This window comes from Streptomyces sp. NBC_00435 (assembly GCF_036014235.1).
Taxonomy (GTDB): Bacteria; Actinomycetota; Actinomycetes; order Streptomycetales; family Streptomycetaceae; genus Streptomyces.
This window is the reverse complement of record NZ_CP107924.1, coordinates 2,999,085-3,014,752: the sequence shown is the minus strand read 5'-3', so window position 1 is coordinate 3,014,752 and position 15,668 is coordinate 2,999,085. Positions and strand designations below refer to the sequence as shown.

Here is a 15,668-nt window from a genome sequence, read left to right as displayed (position 1 = left end):
CCGGCTCAGAGCTCGCCGAACAGCAGGTTCCCCGGGGCGTCCTCCTCGGTACCGGTGTAGTACTCGCGTACGGCATCGAGGAGTTCGTCCACCGTCAGGAACCCGTCGTGGTTCCTGTCGATCCGGGCGAAGAGCGCGTCGGCGTCCTCGCGGCCCAGCTTCGTGTCGAAGGCGAGCTGGGCCTTGTGGAACTCCTCGGGGCTGATGCGCCCGTCGTCGTCCGTGTCGACGACCAGGAGCATCGCCTCGACCATCGGCCGGAAGGACTTGTCGTACGCCACGCCGCCGCCGGAGTAGAGGCGGGTCATGCCCTGCTTGTACTCCTCCGGCGAGACCTTGCCGTCCCGGTCCAGGTCCAGCTCGGAGAAGAGCTCCTGCCAGAAGTCGACGAGCCCGCCCATCACCTGAGTGGCCTTGGGGGAGGTGGCCGACTCCCCGAGGGCCGACAGCAGGCGGGAACCGAGCCCGATGATGTCGTGCTCGTCGATCACCCGGTCCTCGTTGACGTCCAGGTGCGTGAAGGCGCGGTCCAGCTTGCGGTCGAGCAGGTCGTTCGTCATTTCAGTTGCCTTTCGCGGCTACGGTGCGCGGTCTTGTGTTCACCTACCGTAATCTCCTTCTTGATCGTGAACTCCCGTTCCCCGGCTAGGAAGTTGTGGATGCACTCTTACGAGGTATGGGTCAACGGCGCCGCCGAACCGGGCACCCGTTGGGTCTACTGGCCCCGGGTGGGTCAACTCCTGCGCGAGCCGTTCGAGGTGCTCGGCCTGAAGGCCCGGCTGGAGCGCGGCGAGGACCTGCCCTACGACGACCGCCTGCTGGCCGGCCGCGTCGCCATGTCCACCCCGGAGCAGGGCCTGCGGGCCCTGGCCGCCGCCCGCGCCGCCCAGCCCGCGTGGGCGGGGGTCCCGCTCGCCGACCGGCTGGAGCTGCTGCACGGGGTCCACCGGGCCGTCGTCGAGCGCCGCGAGGAACTGGCCGGGCTGCTGGTCGCCGAGGGCCACCCCGTACGGCTGGCGGCCTGGGAGCTGGCCTCGGTGGCCGCCTCCTTCCATCCGGACTCCGTAGCCGATTTCGCCGGGCGGCTGCGGGAGCCCGAGCGGACCGTGGCCGGCCGGCGGATCCGCATGGTGCGCAAGCCGGACGGGGTGGTGTGCCTGAGCCCGCCGCGCAACGCCCCCACATCGAACTCCTTCTACGGGGCGATGGCGCTCGCCGCCGGCAACAGCCTGGTCGTCAACGCGCCGCCGACCGCCCCGCTGGGCGTCAGCTTCGTCTACCGGGAGATCGTGGCCCCGCTCCTGGAGCGGCTCGGCGCCCCGCCCGGCACCCTGAACGTGGTCTCCACGCACGCCCGCGCCGTGGTGCGCCAGTGGCTGGACAGCCCCGACTGCGACGACCTCGTCTTCTTCGGCGGCTCCGAGCAGGGCCTCAAGCTGGAGCGGGAGTGCGTGGCCGCCGGGAAGAAGCCCGTACTCGAACTGTCCGGCAACGACGGCGTGCTGGTGTGGCACGACGCGGAGGCCGGTCTGGCCGCGCGGGCCCTGTGCGAGCGGTACTACGGCTCCGGGCAGATCTGCATGACCCCGAAGTTCGCCGTCGTCCACCCCGAGGTGGCCGACCGGCTGCTGAAGGAGGTGGTGGAGCGGGTGCGGGACATCCGGCCGGGGCCGCCGGAGGATCCGGACACGGTGCTGAGCCCGGTGGTCAAGCGGGCGGAGTTCACCGAGTTCCTCGGCGAGGTGCTGGCGGCCGGCGGGGAGCTGCTGTGCGGAGGCGAGTTCGTGGACGTGGACGACGTGCCCGCCGCGGCGGGGCCGTTCATCCGTCCGGCGGTCGTGCGGGTGGACGGACTGGCCGCCGCCGGCCGGCTGCGAGCCTTCCGCGAGGAGACCTTCTTCCCGCTGCTGTGCGTGGTCGTGCCCGAGGCGACTGCGGGCCTCGGCGAGGTCATCGGCTTCCTCAACGCCAACCGCTACGGCCTGCGCAATTCCCTGTGGACGCAGGACGAGCGGGTCGTGGAGCGGTTCTGCGAGGAGGTGGTCAACGGCGGCATGCTGAAGGTCAACGACTCGCACATCGGCTGCCTGCCGGTGCTCCCGTACAACGGCGGAACGGGCGCCACGGGCGGGATCTTCGGCGAGGCCAACCAGCCGGCCGTGCGCACCACCCACCTCCAGTCGATCGCCGTCGCCACCCTGGTCCGCCCCCGGGAGTCGGTCTTCGACCACGGGCTGGGGTGCGCGGAGGCGGTCCCGGCGGGCTGAGTCCTCCTGTCCGCGGCAACCTTTCGGGGGTGATGGGCGTCGTACGTGCGTACGCACGTTGTACGTACGACCGATGGGGGACAGGGTGATGAAGGCGCGGAACGGACGCGGCCCGTGGGCTGCCCGGCTGGGGGTGTGCGCGGTGGCGCTGTGGCTCGGCGTGGCCGGGCTGATGGCGGCGCAGCCCGCGGAGGCGGCGACCGGGGGATGCGAGGGGCAGCTGGTGCGGACCCTGCCGTTCTCCACGGGGGAGGTGCGCCTGTACAAGACCCGGGACCGCGCCTGCGCCGTGGCGGTCGCCCATCGCCCCGGCGTGCGGCGTCCGATGTCGGTGAGCATCCAGCCGCGTGGCGGCTACCCGGTTCGCGATTCAGGACAATTCACCCGATATGCCGGACCTGTCACCGTCCACGCGATCAACCGCTGCGTGTATGTAAAGGGGAGCGTGGGGGCCGGATCCATCGATTCCGGCTGGATTCTGTGCTGATGGAGCGGCCCAACTAGGTCTGTTCAGCCGAGTGTTCCCCCAGCTAGGTTCACGGCGACCGAAGTGAACTCAAGGGGAGGGTGAATGCGCAAGACGCTCGGATGGCTGCTGTCGCTCGTAGTGCTCATCGGCACCATGGGCGCGGTGGGCTCCACGGCACAAGCGGCCACCGCCGCGGAGCCGGCCGCCGCCAAGGATGCCACCGCCGCAACGCAGGACATCAAGGACCAGATCCTCTCGATCCCGGGGATGAGCCTGATCGAGGAGAAGCCGTACCCCGGCTACCGCTTCTTCGTACTGAACTACGAGCAGCCGGTCGACCACCGCGCGCCGTGGAAGGGCACCTTCAAGCAGCGCCTGACCCTGCTGCACAAGGACGTCTCGCGGCCGACGGTGTTCTTCACCTCCGGCTACAACGTCAACACCAGCCCGCGCCGCAGCGAGCCGACGACCATAGTCGACGGCAACCAGGTGTCACTGGAGTACCGTTTCTTCACCCCTTCCCGGCCCGATCCGGCCAACTGGGCCAACCTGGACATCTGGCAGGCCGCCAGTGACCAGCACCGCCTCTTCACCGCCCTGAAGAAGGTCTACAAGAAGAACTGGCTCGCCACGGGCGGCAGCAAGGGCGGTATGACGGCCACCTACTTCGAGCGCTTCTACCCGCGCGACATGGACGGCGTCGTCGCGTATGTCGCCCCCAACGACGTGGTCAACAACGAGGACTCGGCCTACGACCGGTTCTTCGCCAAGGTCGGCACCAAGGAGTGCCGCGACCGGCTGAACGCGGTACAGCGCGAGGCGCTCGTACGCCGCGTCCCGCTGGAGGTCAAGTACGCCACCGCGGCGGCCGAGAACGGCTGGACCTTCACCACCGTCGGCAACCTCGACAAGGCCTACGAGGCCGTCGTGCTCGACTACGTGTGGGCCTTCTGGCAGTACAGCCTGCTCGCCGACTGCGCCACGATCCCGGCCGCCGCCACGGCGACCGACCAGGAGATCTGGGACACGATCGACACGATCTCCGGCTTCTCGGCCTACGCCGACCAGGGCCTGCAGACGTACACGCCGTACTACTACCAGGCGGGCACGCAGCTCGGTTCTCCCGACATCAAGCAGCCCCACCTGGGCAGCCTGAGCCGCTACGGCTACCAGCCGCCGCGCAGCTTCGTCCCCCGCGACATCCCGATGACCTTCCAGCCGGGAGCGATGCGGGACGTGGACACCTGGGTCAGGAACAACGCGAACCAGATGCTCTTCGTCTACGGCCAGAACGACCCGTGGGGCGCCGAACAGTTCCACCTCGGCTACGGGGTGCGCGACAGCTACGTGATGATCGCGCCGGGCGCCAACCACGGGGCGAACGTCGCCAAGCTCCAGGAGGGCGAGCAGGCGCTGGCCACCCAGAAGATCCTGCAGTGGGCGGGCGTGGCCCCGGCCACCGCGCCCACCGGTGCGGCGAAGGCCGCGCCGCTGGCCAAGCCGGACGCGCAGCTCGACCAGCGGGACATCGAGCGCGAGCCGATGCTGCGGCCGTAGCGGTCAGTACGTCAGTCCGTGGCCCAGCGGGTAGCGGCCCGGCACCGGTACCGGGAGCCGCCCGGTGGGCCGTACGGTCCCGGTGACCACCCGGGCCGCCGCCCGCATCTCCACGTCCGTCCAGGTGTACGTCGCCAGTTCGGCCGCGCAGGCGGGCAGCCGGGCCGGGTCGTACGGATTGCGGATGGCCACCAGGACCACCGGCACCCCGGTGGCCAGCAGTTCCGTGACCAGCTCGCGCTGCGGGCTCTCCCCCTCGGGGACGTTGTACGTGCACACGAGCACGGCCGCGTTCCCGGGGGCGGCGGCCGCCGCGCGGGCGGGCGGCACGGCAGTCGCCGGGCAGCCGAGCGCGGACAGCTCCCGGGCCAGTACCGCGGTAGGGGGGCCGGTCGTACCCGTGGGGGAGACCGGGTCGGTCCCGGTGACCAGGAGCAGCGGCCGGTCCGCCGGGTCCAACGGCAGCAGGTCCACCGGATTGGCCAGCAGGGTCGTCGTACGGTCCGCGATCTGCCCGGCGGCCGCCAGGTGCGCCGGGATCCCGACGGCGGCGTCCACCGCCTCCCGCGTCCGATCCGCGTCGGCGGCCGGCCCGGCGGCCTCGTCGAACAGGCCCCGGCGGGCCTTCAGCTCCAGGATCCGCAGCACCGACTCCTCGATCCTGGCCCGCGTCAGCTCGCCCGAGTCCACGGCCGCCAGCACGCTGCGGTACGCGAGTCCCAGGTCCGGCGGGTTCAGCAGCTGGTCGCAGCCCGCCTTCAGGGCCAGCACCGGGACCCGGTCGTCCCCGTACTTCTGGCGGACCCCGGCCATGTCGAGGGCGTCGGTGACCACCACACCCCGGAAGCCGAGGCGTTCGCGCAGGATCCCGGTGACGATCGGCCTCGAGAGGGTCGCCGGATCCCCCGAGGGGTCGAGGGCGGGGAAGACGATGTGGGCCGTCATGACCACGTCGACGCCCGCCGACACGGCCGCCCGGAACGGCGGCTCGTCCAGCTCCTCCCACTGCGCGCGGGTGTGCCGCATCAGCGGCAGCCCGACGTGGCTGTCGGTCCCGGTGTCCCCGTGCCCGGGAAAGTGCTTCACGGTGGCGGCCACCCCCGCGCCCTGGTACCCGCGGACCTGGGCGGCGACCAGGGCCGCCACGGCGTGCGGGTCGGCGCCGAAGGACCGTACGCCGATGACCGGGTTGGCGGGGTCGACGTTCACGTCGGCCACCGGGGCGTAGTTGTGCCGGATGCCCATGGCCGCCAGCTCGGCGCCCGCGATGCGCGCGGCCCGGCGGGCCGCGGCGGTCGAGGCCTCCGGGACGGAGTCCGCGGCCCCCGGCTCCCGGGATCCCTGGGCCAGGGCCCCCAGCGCCATGGCGCCCGGGAGCAGGGTCGCCGGCTTGCCCACGCGGGCCACGGCCCCGTGTTCCTGATCGGTGGAGAGCAGCAGCGGGACGCCCGCGCCGCAGTCGGCGGCCGCGCGCTGGAGACCGGCCGACAGCTCGGCGATCTGGCGCGGGGTACGGGTGTTGTGCGCCCAGCCGAAGTAGACGATCCCGCCGAGGTGGTAGCGCGACACCAGCTCGGCGGCGGTGCGCACCCCGAACAGCGTCCGGTTCTGCTCGGCGTCCTCGTGGTCGGGGTCCGTCGCCGAATGCCCGTACGCCCGCGAGACGAAGAGCTGCCCGACCAGTTCGGCCAGGCTCATCCGGGCCAGGACGTCGCGCGGGAGGACCCGGGCGCGGGAACGCCCGGGCGGGCCCTCGCCCGGCCGGGGGTCGTCGGCGGGCGGACCGCCGGGCGACCGGGAGGGGGCCACGGCGGCGGAGACGACCCCCGCGGCGGTGACGGCGGCCGCGGCGGCCGCGGTGAGCAGGGTCCGGCGGGAGGCGTGGTACGGCACGCGCCGGACGCTACTGCGGCGCTGGGCCTTCCGGGCGACGGACACTCGCGGAGTCCCCCGGACGGGGGGAGACCTGCGGCCAGTGCTCCCGCAGGGTCCGCACCGTCTCGGTGATCGCGGGCCGGCGGGCCGCTCCGGTCCGCCACAGGGCGTACAACCGGCGTACGGGGCCCGGCTCCAGCGGTACGGCCACCGCGCCCGGCGGCAACGTCCCGGTGCCCAGCCGCGGTACGACGGCCACCCCCAGACCGGCGGCGACCAGCGCGACCACGGTGTGGTTCTCCTCGGCGACGTGCGTGATGTCGGGCTCGAACCCGGCCGTGCGCAGGGTCCGTACGAGCCAGTCGTGGCAGACCCGGCCGGGAGGCTGGCACACCCAGCGCTGCCCGCCCAGGTCGGAGCGGTGGATGACGGCGCGGGAGGTGAAGGGATGCCCGGCCGGCACCACGAGGTCGCAGCGGTCGTCCCCGATCACCGCCTGCTCCACGCCCTCGGGGGCGGGCAGCGGGGCGATGTCCCAGTCGTGGGTGACGGCCAGGTCGGTGACTCCGCGCGAGACCAGGTCCATCGAGAGATGCGGATTGATCTCGGTGAGCCGGACTTCCAAGGTCGGGTGACGGTGGGCCAGGTCCGCGAGGACCCCCGGGAGCAGGCCGCGGGCGGCGGAGGCGAAGGCGGCGACCCGGAGCCGTCCCACGGGCTGGCCGCGGGACTCCTCCAGCGCGGTCTCGGCCTGCTCGGCGATGGCCATCAGCTGCTGGGCCGTCGCGGCCAGCAGCTTGGCCTCCTCGGTGAGCGCGACGCCGCGGCCGTGGCGTTCGAGCAGGGTGGTACGGGTCTCCCGCTCCAGCTTGGCGATCTGCTGGGAGACGGCGGAGGGGGTGTACCCGAGAGCGGCCGCGGCCGCGCCGACCGAGCCGTGGACGGAGACGGCGTGCAGGGCGCGGAGCCGGGAGAGGTCGAGCATGCCAGGCAGCTTAGGGGCCCGTAGCGCGCCTGGATGTAGCAACGCTACATCCGACCCTGAAGACATCTGTGCTGGTGCTAAACGGTTGATGACCCGATGCTCGGCTCATGCGACCCATTCACACTGCCCTCGCGGTCCTCGTAGCAGCCGTCTGGGGTTTCAACTTCGTCGTCATCGAGTTCGGCCTCGGCACGTTCCCACCGCTGCTCCTGTCGGCCCTGCGGTTCCTGGTCGCGGCCCTCCCGGCGGTGTTCTTCGTCGGCCGGCCCAAGGTGGCCTGGAAGTGGGTGCTCGCGGTCGGAGTGGTCCTCGGCATCGCGAAGTTCGGGCTGCTGTTCTCCGGGATGGCCAACGGGATGCCCGCCGGGCTGTCCTCGTTGGTGCTCCAGGCGCAGGCGGTGTTCACCGCCGTGTTCGCGGCGGTCGTGCTCAAGGAACGGCCGGGCCGGCTGCGGATCGCGGGCATGGCCGTGGCCTTCGCGGGGATCGCCGTGGCCGCTGTGGACGGCGGCGCCTCCGGTCCGGTCCTGGGCTTCACGATGGTGATCGCCGCCGCGGCGTGCTGGGGCGTGTCCAACGTGCTGACCCGCAAGGCGTCGCCGCCCGACGCGCTGAACTTCATGGTGTGGGTGAGCGTGGTGCCGGTGGTGCCGCTGGCTCTGTTGTCGCTGCTGCTGGAGGGACCCGAGCGGGATCTGGCGGCGCTGCGCGGGCTCGACTGGAGCGGGGTCGGGGTCATCGTCTACCTCGCCTGGATCACCACGGTGTTCGGCTTCGGTGCGTGGGGGTACCTGCTGCGCACCTACCCCGCCTCCTCGGTGGCCCCCTTCTCGCTCCTGGTGCCCGTCTTCGGGATGAGCTCGGCGGCGCTGGTGCTGGGGGAGGAAGTGAGCGGGCTGCGCTGGGTGGCGGCCGTCCTGCTGGTGGGCGGGGTGGCGGCGACCTCGTTGGTCCCCTCGAAGCCGAGGCCCCGGGCCCAGGCGCAGTCCGAGGCACAGCCCCAGTCCGAGGCCCAGCCGGTGGCCACACCTGCGACCACAGCCACAACCACCGCCGAGGCCGGGACCGGTACCGGGAACGGGGTCCGGACCGGGACGGCGGATCCGCTCCCCGCGGCGGGGGGCCGCTAGGGGACCGCCGTTGGGTCCGGGCCGCGCTGCCGCGGGCCGGACCCAACGGTGGGTCAGATGCCGTTGAAGGGCTCCTTGCCGAGCAGGTATCCGGCGTGGAGCCGGTTGCGGGCGCCGATGCTCTTCATGATGTTCGCGATGTGGCGCTGGCAATTACGCAGTGATATACCGACGACGTGGGCTATTCGATTGTCCGATTCGCCCTGAATGAGCAGCGAGACGATGGTCTGCTGAATGTCCGAGGTAATCGCCGCGCGGGCCGGCCGGTCGCTTTCCGGGGTGAATTTCTCGGCCGCGCTCCAGGCGCGCTCGAAGGCATCCGAAAGAAATGAGACAAGGTGGCTATTTCTCGATACTGCGGCTCCGTGCGATCCGTCCGCGAGGGGAATGATCGCCACTTCCTTGTCGAAGATGATGCAGCGTGGAAAACCGCCGGCGAGCGTGCACACCTCCGCGCCGAGCGGAGTCACCCGCCCCACGAACGAGGACGTGGCCGGGCTGAACCGGGCCGTGTGCTGGTAGAGGGTCCGCATCCGCACGCCGCGCTCCAGCAGCCGTTCGGTGCGCTCCAGGCTCTCCTGGAGCACCTCCTCATCCCGGGCTCCGCCGGGCTGCGAGGTCAGTACCTCGGTGCGGCTGCCGTCCGCGAGTCCGGCGATGAGCTTGCGCACGTCGCCCACGCCCGGGATGACCTCCAGTGAGGTGTCGTCCTGCAGGTGCGCCGTTCTCAGGGTTAACTCATCGAGATCTCCACGGAGTTGATCGAGGTGTGTCTGGTTCTCGTTCAGGCTGTGCTGCGCCGGATTGAGGACCTTGATGCGCGCGTGGTCCACCGGGAACGGAGTGAAGATGCCCGTCACCGGGCACTTGCCGAGCAGCCCCAGGGCCTCCAGGGCCGCGGCGGCCCCTTCTATCTCGGCGGCGTCCATGTCCAGGGCTCGGGCCGCTGTTTCGCACGTTGTACCCGGTGTCTGGGTGACGAACCGGTAGAGACGGTCTCCGGCAGGGGTGAGCCGGGGCACGGGAAAAGGATGGACTTGTCTGGTTGAGTTCAATTCATCCCCCTGTCATGTTTTCGCCAGCGGCAACATGATCCCAGAAAGGGATGGCTCCGGATGTCGTCGAACGGACAGGATGAAGCCGAAGCTGATCCGGACCGCAGGACATCTTGAGGGGCAGGCAAGCATGCCACGTATAGCGAGTTTCCTCATCGCCATTGCGGCAACTTTCGCGGTGACCGTCTTCCTTGCCCCGTCGACGAGTGGTGCGGCGAACCTCGCTGCCGCCACTGGTCCGGGTCAGGTAGTCAACGATCTCGGCTGGGGATGAGATGCCTCGTAGTAAGTCGTACAACACGTACTCCAACCTGCAACGCCCTGAGTTCCGCAAGCGCGTCGACGAGCTCCTGCTGAAGTTCGAGCGGGACTTCTACGAGCGCAGCGCGGGCGCCGACGGGATGCTCGACAAGGAGAAGTTCGACCTCGAGCTGTACAAGCGGCACAACGTCGAGACGATGATCCGCATCGGTCTCAAGCGCGCCGTCGACCCGCTCATCGCCAACTACTGGGCCACCCGCGACCCGCAGCTCTGCAAGGAGTGGGGCCTGTACGGCGCCGAAGAGGGCCGCCACGACCGCATGTTCGCCGGTGACCTGCACAAGGTCGGCATGACGGACGAGGAGATCTACGCGATCCGTCCGACCTTCGCCACCGAGCTCCTCAACGGCTACTTCTACTACACGATGGCCACGGAGGGTCCGCTGGCCGCGATGATCAGCGGGTTCTACCTGGAGTACATCGCGGGCAAGACGCAGCCCGACTGGCTCGACATCATGGAGCAGCACGTCGGCGCCGCCAACACCAAGGGTGCCCGCGCCCACCTGGCCCTCGACGACGACGACGACCACGTCGACATGGTCTGGAACCTGATCATGCGCGTGATCGAGAACGAGGCCGACGAGGAGCGTTTCGTCAACCACCTCATCAAGATCAACTCCCTGTTCGTCTCGTACTTCGTCGAGGTCTACGCCGCCACCGTGCTCGGCGCCGGCGCCGACCCCTCGCTGCTGACCCAGGCAGCACCGGCGGCCGCCGTCCAGACCAACCTGCAGACGAAGGCCACCGCTTCGGTCTGACCGACCGGATCCAGCCGGCCCGCCGCTTGAAGGGTCGCTGCGTGAAGGGCCGACACTCCCGCATGCCGGCGATCCCGGGCATTGCGTTCCAGATGTGCCGTACCGCCCCGACGGGGCGGTACGCGCGATGTCCGGGGTCCGGCTGCTCCACCCGTCTACTCACCAAGGAAGACGATGCATTATTCATGGCCTCGCGAGCTGTCCGAGCAGGACATGCGCGAAATGATCGAGCTGATGGACGCCGTGGCGGTCAAGGAGATGACCCTCGGCTTCTACGAACCGGTGGGCCTGGAGAAGGGCCTGCCGCTGATGCGGGCCTTCGAGGCCGACCTGCGCAAGGGCGCCGTCGACCTCCTCCACGTCCGCAACGACGAGGGCCGCATCGTCGGGATGGTGACCCTCGCCCGGGCCCCGCTGCCCGCCCGCCGCCACATCGTCGAGATGCGGCGCTGCGTCGTCGCCCCGGACTATCGCGGGCAGTTCCTGCTCGAGGGCTGGGCCGAGGCCCTGCGCAAGGTCGGCGAGATGGGCTGCGACGTCATCACGCTCGAAGTCCGCGACGACGGCCCCTCGGTGCTGTGGCAGCGCCTGGGCTTCCGCGAGTACGGCAGGCTGCCCGACTACGCCCGCGCCGACGGCCGGCCCGTCACCGGCTTCTACATGCACGCCCGGCTCGCCGACATCCAGGCCCACTTCGAGGCCACCGGCACCTGGCTGCACGAGATCGAGGCCGACCGCGTCGCGGTCGCGAGCTGACCCCCGTACCGGCGGGACGGGCCCGGACCGCGCCCGACGCACCTCACCGGCGGCTTCGCCCACGCCCCTCCTTCCCGCGCCCCGCGCGCTCCACCTGACCGCCGTCGCCCCGTAGGGCCGCCGGCCGCGCACCGACAACACTCCGTGCCACGCCCGGGCCGACGCGCCCGTGCGCCGCGGTCCCCCGAGGCCGCCCGGACCGGTGCGCACCGCTCCACGAACCGCCGTCCGCGGCGTTCGCCGCCGACGGGGCAGGGACCCGGCGGACGTGAACTCCCGTACCGGGGCGGCCGGGTACCCGCACCACTTCCCCGACACCACCCGCCAGGGCGTGCTTCGACGTGCGCCCGGCCGGGCCCACGCACCACGGACCTCAGACCTCAGACCCCAGACCTCACCGAAGGGCACAGCCATGTCCAAGATCGCCGTCCTGACCAACGACCTCCAGTACGAACTGGTCGAGAAGAACCCGGAGCGCGTCGCCGCCGTCGAGGCCGCGACCCCGCACTTCACCGGCTTCCTCGACGAGATGCGCAGCCGTGGCCACCACATCTTCCACCTCCAGCTGGTCAACGACCCGGACGACCCGAACGCCGAGCGCTACGACGGTCACCTCCCGGTCCAGCGCGGCACCCACGGCGCCGACATCATCGAGGCGTTCCTCGCCCCCGAGGACGTCGTCATGGAGAAGAGCAAGGACTCCGGTTTCTACGAGACCGACCTGCACGAGCGGCTCCAGGCCCTCGGCGTCGACACCGTCCTGATCACCGGCATGCAGACCCAGATATGCGTCCAGACCACCGCCGCCGACGCGTTCTTCCGCGGCTACAACATCTGGGTCCCCTCCGACTGCGTCGTCTCGGCCCGCCTGGACGACAAGCAGCGCGCCCTGGACTGGCTGGAGGGCTACTGCGCCACGGTGAGCGACTCCACCGAGGTCATCAAGGTCCTCGACGCCGAGGGCGGCCTGCCCCGCAAGAACATCAAGACCCCGTGACCACGCCTCCCCCCACGACCCCGCATTCCAGAGAGGAACCGGCATGACCACGAGCGTGGATCCCACCGAATTCATCGTCCTCGACCACGGCACCGGCGCGAAGCTGAGCCAGGACCTGGTCCAGCTGATCGCGGCGACCCTCGGCGACGCTTACATCGGCATCATGGAGGACAGTGCGATCCTCAAGATCGAGGGCGACCGCATCGCGATGACCACCGACTGCTTCGTGGTCGACCCGCCCTTCTTCGGCAACGGGGACATCGGCAAGATCGCGGTCTGCGGCACCGTCAACGACCTGGCCGTGGCCGGCGCCCGACCCAAGTACCTCACCCTCGGGATGATCCTGGAGACCGGGTTCCCCATCGCCAAGCTGGTCCGGGTCCTGGAGTCGATCCGCGACACCGCCCTCGAGGCCGGAGTGCAGGTAGTCGGCGGCGACACCAAGGTGGTCCGCAAGGGCGAGGCCGACCAGATCTACCTCAACACCGCGGGCGTCGGCGTCTTCGAGCGCGAGCCGCTCACCATGACCGACGTGCGCCCCGGGGACAAGGTGATCCTCAGCGGCCCCATCGGCAACCACACGGTGCACCTGCTCTCCATCCGCGAGGGACTCGGGTTCGAGCAGCGCGTGGACAGCGACTGCGCACCGCTCAACGGCCTCGTCGACACGGTCCTGTCGAACGTGGCGGCCGGCGCCGTCCGCTCGATGCGCGACGTCACCCGCGGCGGCCTGACGGCCGTGCTCCACGAGTACGCAGGCAAGCTCGGCCGCACCATCCGCGTCGCCCAGGACGACCTGCCCATCCAGCACGAGACGGCGATGGCGGCCGACATGCTCGGCATCAACCCGCTCCACTGCGCCAACGAGGGCTGCCTGGCCCTCTTCGTGGACCCGGCGGCCGAGGCCGAGGTGCTGGCGGCCCTGCGCTCCCTGCCCTACGGCAAGGACGCGGTGACCATCGGAGAGATCTCCGAGGACACCGAGGCCCTGGTGCTGCTGCGCGACAAGGAAGGTCGCGAGACCCAGCTGGAGGAACTGCTCGGCGCCGAACTCCCCCGGCTCTGCTGAGAAGGACCGAGGAGACCGCCATGAGCACCGAGCAGACCGCGGCGACCACCGAGGCCGCGGAGACCGATCACAGCGCAGGGCCCGCAGCGGGTACGGAGGAGTGGCGCATCCGCGTCACCGGCGTGGTCCAGGGCGTCGGCTACCGGCCGTTCGTCTACAAACTGGCCCGTGAACTCGACCTCTCCGGCTGGGTTCGCAACGACCCCGAGGGTGTGCTGGTCGAGGTGTCCGGACCGGTGGCCGCCCTGACGGAGTTCGCGGCCGGCCTGAGTGGCCGCGCCCCCGAACTCGCCCGGGTGGACGAGGTCCGGCCGACCAGGGGACTGACCCCGGGCACCGTGCCCGGCGGTCCGTTCACCATCGTGCACAGCGAGCACACCGGAGCCCGGTCCGCACTGCTCCCGGCGGACACCCACGTATGTGGCGACTGCCAGGCGGAACTTCGCGACCCGAAGGACCGCCGGCACCGCTACCCCTTCATCAACTGCACCAACTGCGGGCCCCGGTACTCCATCATCCAGGACCTGCCGTACGACCGTCCGATGACCACCATGGCCTCCTTCACCATGTGCGCGGACTGCAAGAACGAGTACGAGGACCCGATGGACCGGCGCTACCACGCGCAGCCCAACGCGTGCCCGGACTGCGGCCCCAGGCTGCTGCTCCAGGACCGCGAGGGGAACACGGCCGAAGGGGACGAGGCGCTCCTGCGGGCCGCCCGGGTCCTGGCGGACGGCGGGATCGCGGCCATGAAGAGCGTCGGCGGCTTCCACCTCGTGGTGGACGCCACCAACGCGGAGGCCGTGGCCCTGCTGCGCGGCCGCAAGCGCCGCGACTCCAAGCCGTTCGCGGTGATGGTCCGCGACCTCGCCACCGCACAGCGCCTGGTGGAGCTCTCCGATGCGGAGATCGACGTCCTGCGCTCGCCGGCCCGGCCCATCCTGCTGGCGCGCAAGCGCGCCGGCTCCCTCCCGGAGTCCGTGGCCCCGCGCAACCCCAACCTCGGGATCATGCTGCCGTCGGCGCCCCACCACCACCTGCTGCTGGACGAGCCCGGACTCGAAGCGCTCGTCGCCACCAGCGGCAACATCTCCGGCTACCCCATCGCCTACCGCAACGAGGAGGCCCTGGAGCAGCTCTTCGAGATCGCGGACGTGATCCTCTACCACGACCGCGACATCGAGATCCGCGTCGACGACTCGGTGGTCCGCCTCTCGCACCACCCCGAACTCGACGAGCCGCTGCTCCAGTTCATCCGCCGGGCCCGCGGTTACGCGCCCTACCCGGTGGACGTCGGCCGGGAGGTGGCCCCCGTGGTCGCCCTCGGGGCCGAACTGAAGACGACCGTGGCCCTCACCAACGGCTCCCAGGTCTTCCTCAGCCAGCACATCGGCGACCTCAAGAACGACGAGACCTTCGCCGCGCACCACCGCACCGCCCGGCACCTGGCGCAGCTGTACGCGCTCAAGCCGGAGATCACCGCGCACGACATGCACCCGCAGTTCCGCTCCACCCGTGCCGCCCTGGACGACGACGGCACCGGCCCGGCCGGCGTGACCGTCGAAGTGCAGCACCACCACGCGCACATGGCCTCCTGCATGGCGGAGAACCACGTGAGCGGCACCACCCTGGGCGTCATCTTCGACGGCTTCGGATACGGCGAGGACGGCACGGTCTGGGGCGGGGAGTTCCTCCTCGGGGACTTCGCCTCCTTCCGCCGCGTCGGCCGGATGCGCGGGCTGCCGCTGATCGGCGGGGACCAGGCCGTACGCGAACCCATCCGCACGGGATACGCACTGGCCCTGGACGCCTTCGACGGCGACGGGGACCGGGCCCTGGCTGGCTTCCCCGCCCTGGCCGTCCTCGACGAGCAGCGGCGCCAGGTCTTCGCGAGGATGGCCGCCCGCGGCATCAACTCCCCGCCGACGTCCAGCATGGGCCGGCTCTTCGACGGGGCCGCCGCCCTCGCCGGGGTCTGCGCGAAGGCCGAGTACGAGGCCCAGGGCCCGATCGAGCTGGAAGGCCTGCTGGACCGCGACGCGACCCAGGAGGACGAGGCCTCGTACCGCTTCGGGGCCTACGAGACCGACGGCCTGACCGAGGTGGACCCGCGGCCCGTGATCCGGGCCATGGCCGCCGACATCGCCGCCGGACTGCCCGTGGACCGGATCAGCCGCCGCTTCCACACGGCCGTCGTCGAGATGGTCCGGGAGCGCTGCAAGGCCCTGCGGGAGGCGACCGGGGTCAACCAGGTCGCCCTCTCCGGAGGCGTGTTCCTCAACGAGTTCCTGCTGCTCAACTGTCTGACCGGGCTGACCGCCGACGGTTTCGACACCTATGTCCAGCGGCTCGTGCCGACCAATGACGGAGGGATCGCCCTCGGTCAGGTCATGGTCGCCGACGCCCGCTCACACCTGAGGAAGTGAAGA

General features: G+C 70.8%; 13 protein-coding genes. 9 read left to right on the top strand and 4 right to left on the bottom strand.

Annotated features, from left to right (window positions below):
- Positions 1 to 5: 5 nt before the first annotated feature.
- Positions 6 to 560: an EF-hand domain-containing protein gene (locus tag OG389_RS13830; RefSeq protein WP_328298783.1), complete on the bottom strand. Its 555-nt coding sequence runs from the start codon at positions 558 to 560 to the stop codon at positions 6 to 8.
- 99 nt (positions 561 to 659) lie between these two features.
- Between OG389_RS13830 and OG389_RS13825 the strand changes: the two genes are divergently transcribed.
- The 3 genes from OG389_RS13825 to OG389_RS13815 all read left to right on the top strand — a co-directional run bounded on the left by OG389_RS13825 (position 660) and on the right by OG389_RS13815 (position 4,293).
- Entirely contained in the window at positions 660 to 2,267 is a 1,608-nt protein-coding gene (locus tag OG389_RS13825; protein WP_328298782.1) for an aldehyde dehydrogenase family protein, read from the top strand.
- A gap of 142 nt (positions 2,268 to 2,409) precedes the next feature.
- Entirely contained in the window at positions 2,410 to 2,754 is a 345-nt protein-coding gene (locus OG389_RS13820) for a hypothetical protein (RefSeq protein ID WP_328298781.1), read from the top strand.
- Positions 2,755 to 2,838: 84 nt separating this feature from the next.
- Entirely contained in the window at positions 2,839 to 4,293 is a 1,455-nt protein-coding gene (locus OG389_RS13815) for a S28 family serine protease (RefSeq protein ID WP_328298780.1), read from the top strand.
- A gap of 3 nt (positions 4,294 to 4,296) precedes the next feature.
- Here the strand turns inward: OG389_RS13815 and OG389_RS13810 are convergent, their stop codons facing one another.
- Both OG389_RS13810 and OG389_RS13805 read right to left on the bottom strand, forming a co-directional pair.
- The gene (locus OG389_RS13810) at positions 4,297 to 6,186 is read right to left on the bottom strand and encodes a glycoside hydrolase family 3 protein (protein WP_328298779.1); all 1,890 of its coding nucleotides are present in this window, start codon (positions 6,184 to 6,186) and stop codon (positions 4,297 to 4,299) included.
- 10 nt (positions 6,187 to 6,196) lie between these two features.
- Positions 6,197 to 7,153, bottom strand: a complete 957-nt coding sequence (locus OG389_RS13805) for a LysR family transcriptional regulator (protein WP_328298778.1) — start codon at positions 7,151 to 7,153, stop codon at positions 6,197 to 6,199.
- Positions 7,154 to 7,260: 107 nt separating this feature from the next.
- Here OG389_RS13805 and OG389_RS13800 point away from each other — a divergent pair, with 107 nt between their 5' ends.
- Entirely contained in the window at positions 7,261 to 8,283 is a 1,023-nt protein-coding gene (locus tag OG389_RS13800) for an EamA family transporter (RefSeq protein WP_328298777.1), read from the top strand.
- 53 nt (positions 8,284 to 8,336) lie between these two features.
- Here OG389_RS13800 and OG389_RS13795 read toward each other — a convergent pair whose 3' ends face one another.
- On the bottom strand, positions 8,337 to 9,212 hold the full coding sequence (locus tag OG389_RS13795; RefSeq protein ID WP_328298776.1) for a helix-turn-helix transcriptional regulator: 876 nt from the start codon (positions 9,210 to 9,212) through the stop codon (positions 8,337 to 8,339).
- 401 nt (positions 9,213 to 9,613) lie between these two features.
- Here OG389_RS13795 and OG389_RS13790 point away from each other — a divergent pair, with 401 nt between their 5' ends.
- The 5 genes from OG389_RS13790 to hypF all read left to right on the top strand — a co-directional run bounded on the left by OG389_RS13790 (position 9,614) and on the right by hypF (position 15,665).
- Entirely contained in the window at positions 9,614 to 10,417 is an 804-nt protein-coding gene (locus OG389_RS13790) for a hypothetical protein (protein WP_328298775.1), read from the top strand.
- A 174-nt stretch (positions 10,418 to 10,591) separates the two neighbouring features.
- Positions 10,592 to 11,173, top strand: a complete 582-nt coding sequence (locus tag OG389_RS13785) for a GNAT family N-acetyltransferase (RefSeq protein WP_328298774.1) — start codon at positions 10,592 to 10,594, stop codon at positions 11,171 to 11,173.
- A gap of 412 nt (positions 11,174 to 11,585) precedes the next feature.
- Positions 11,586 to 12,170, top strand: coding sequence for a cysteine hydrolase family protein (locus OG389_RS13780; protein WP_328298773.1), 585 nt, complete (start codon positions 11,586 to 11,588; stop codon positions 12,168 to 12,170).
- A 43-nt stretch (positions 12,171 to 12,213) separates the two neighbouring features.
- Positions 12,214 to 13,239 (top strand): hydrogenase expression/formation protein HypE, encoded by a 1,026-nt coding sequence (gene hypE / locus OG389_RS13775; RefSeq protein WP_328298772.1) that lies wholly within the window; start codon positions 12,214 to 12,216, stop codon positions 13,237 to 13,239.
- A 20-nt stretch (positions 13,240 to 13,259) separates the two neighbouring features.
- On the top strand, positions 13,260 to 15,665 hold the full coding sequence (gene hypF / locus OG389_RS13770) for a carbamoyltransferase HypF (protein ID WP_328298771.1): 2,406 nt from the start codon (positions 13,260 to 13,262) through the stop codon (positions 15,663 to 15,665).
- Positions 15,666 to 15,668 lie beyond the last annotated feature (3 nt).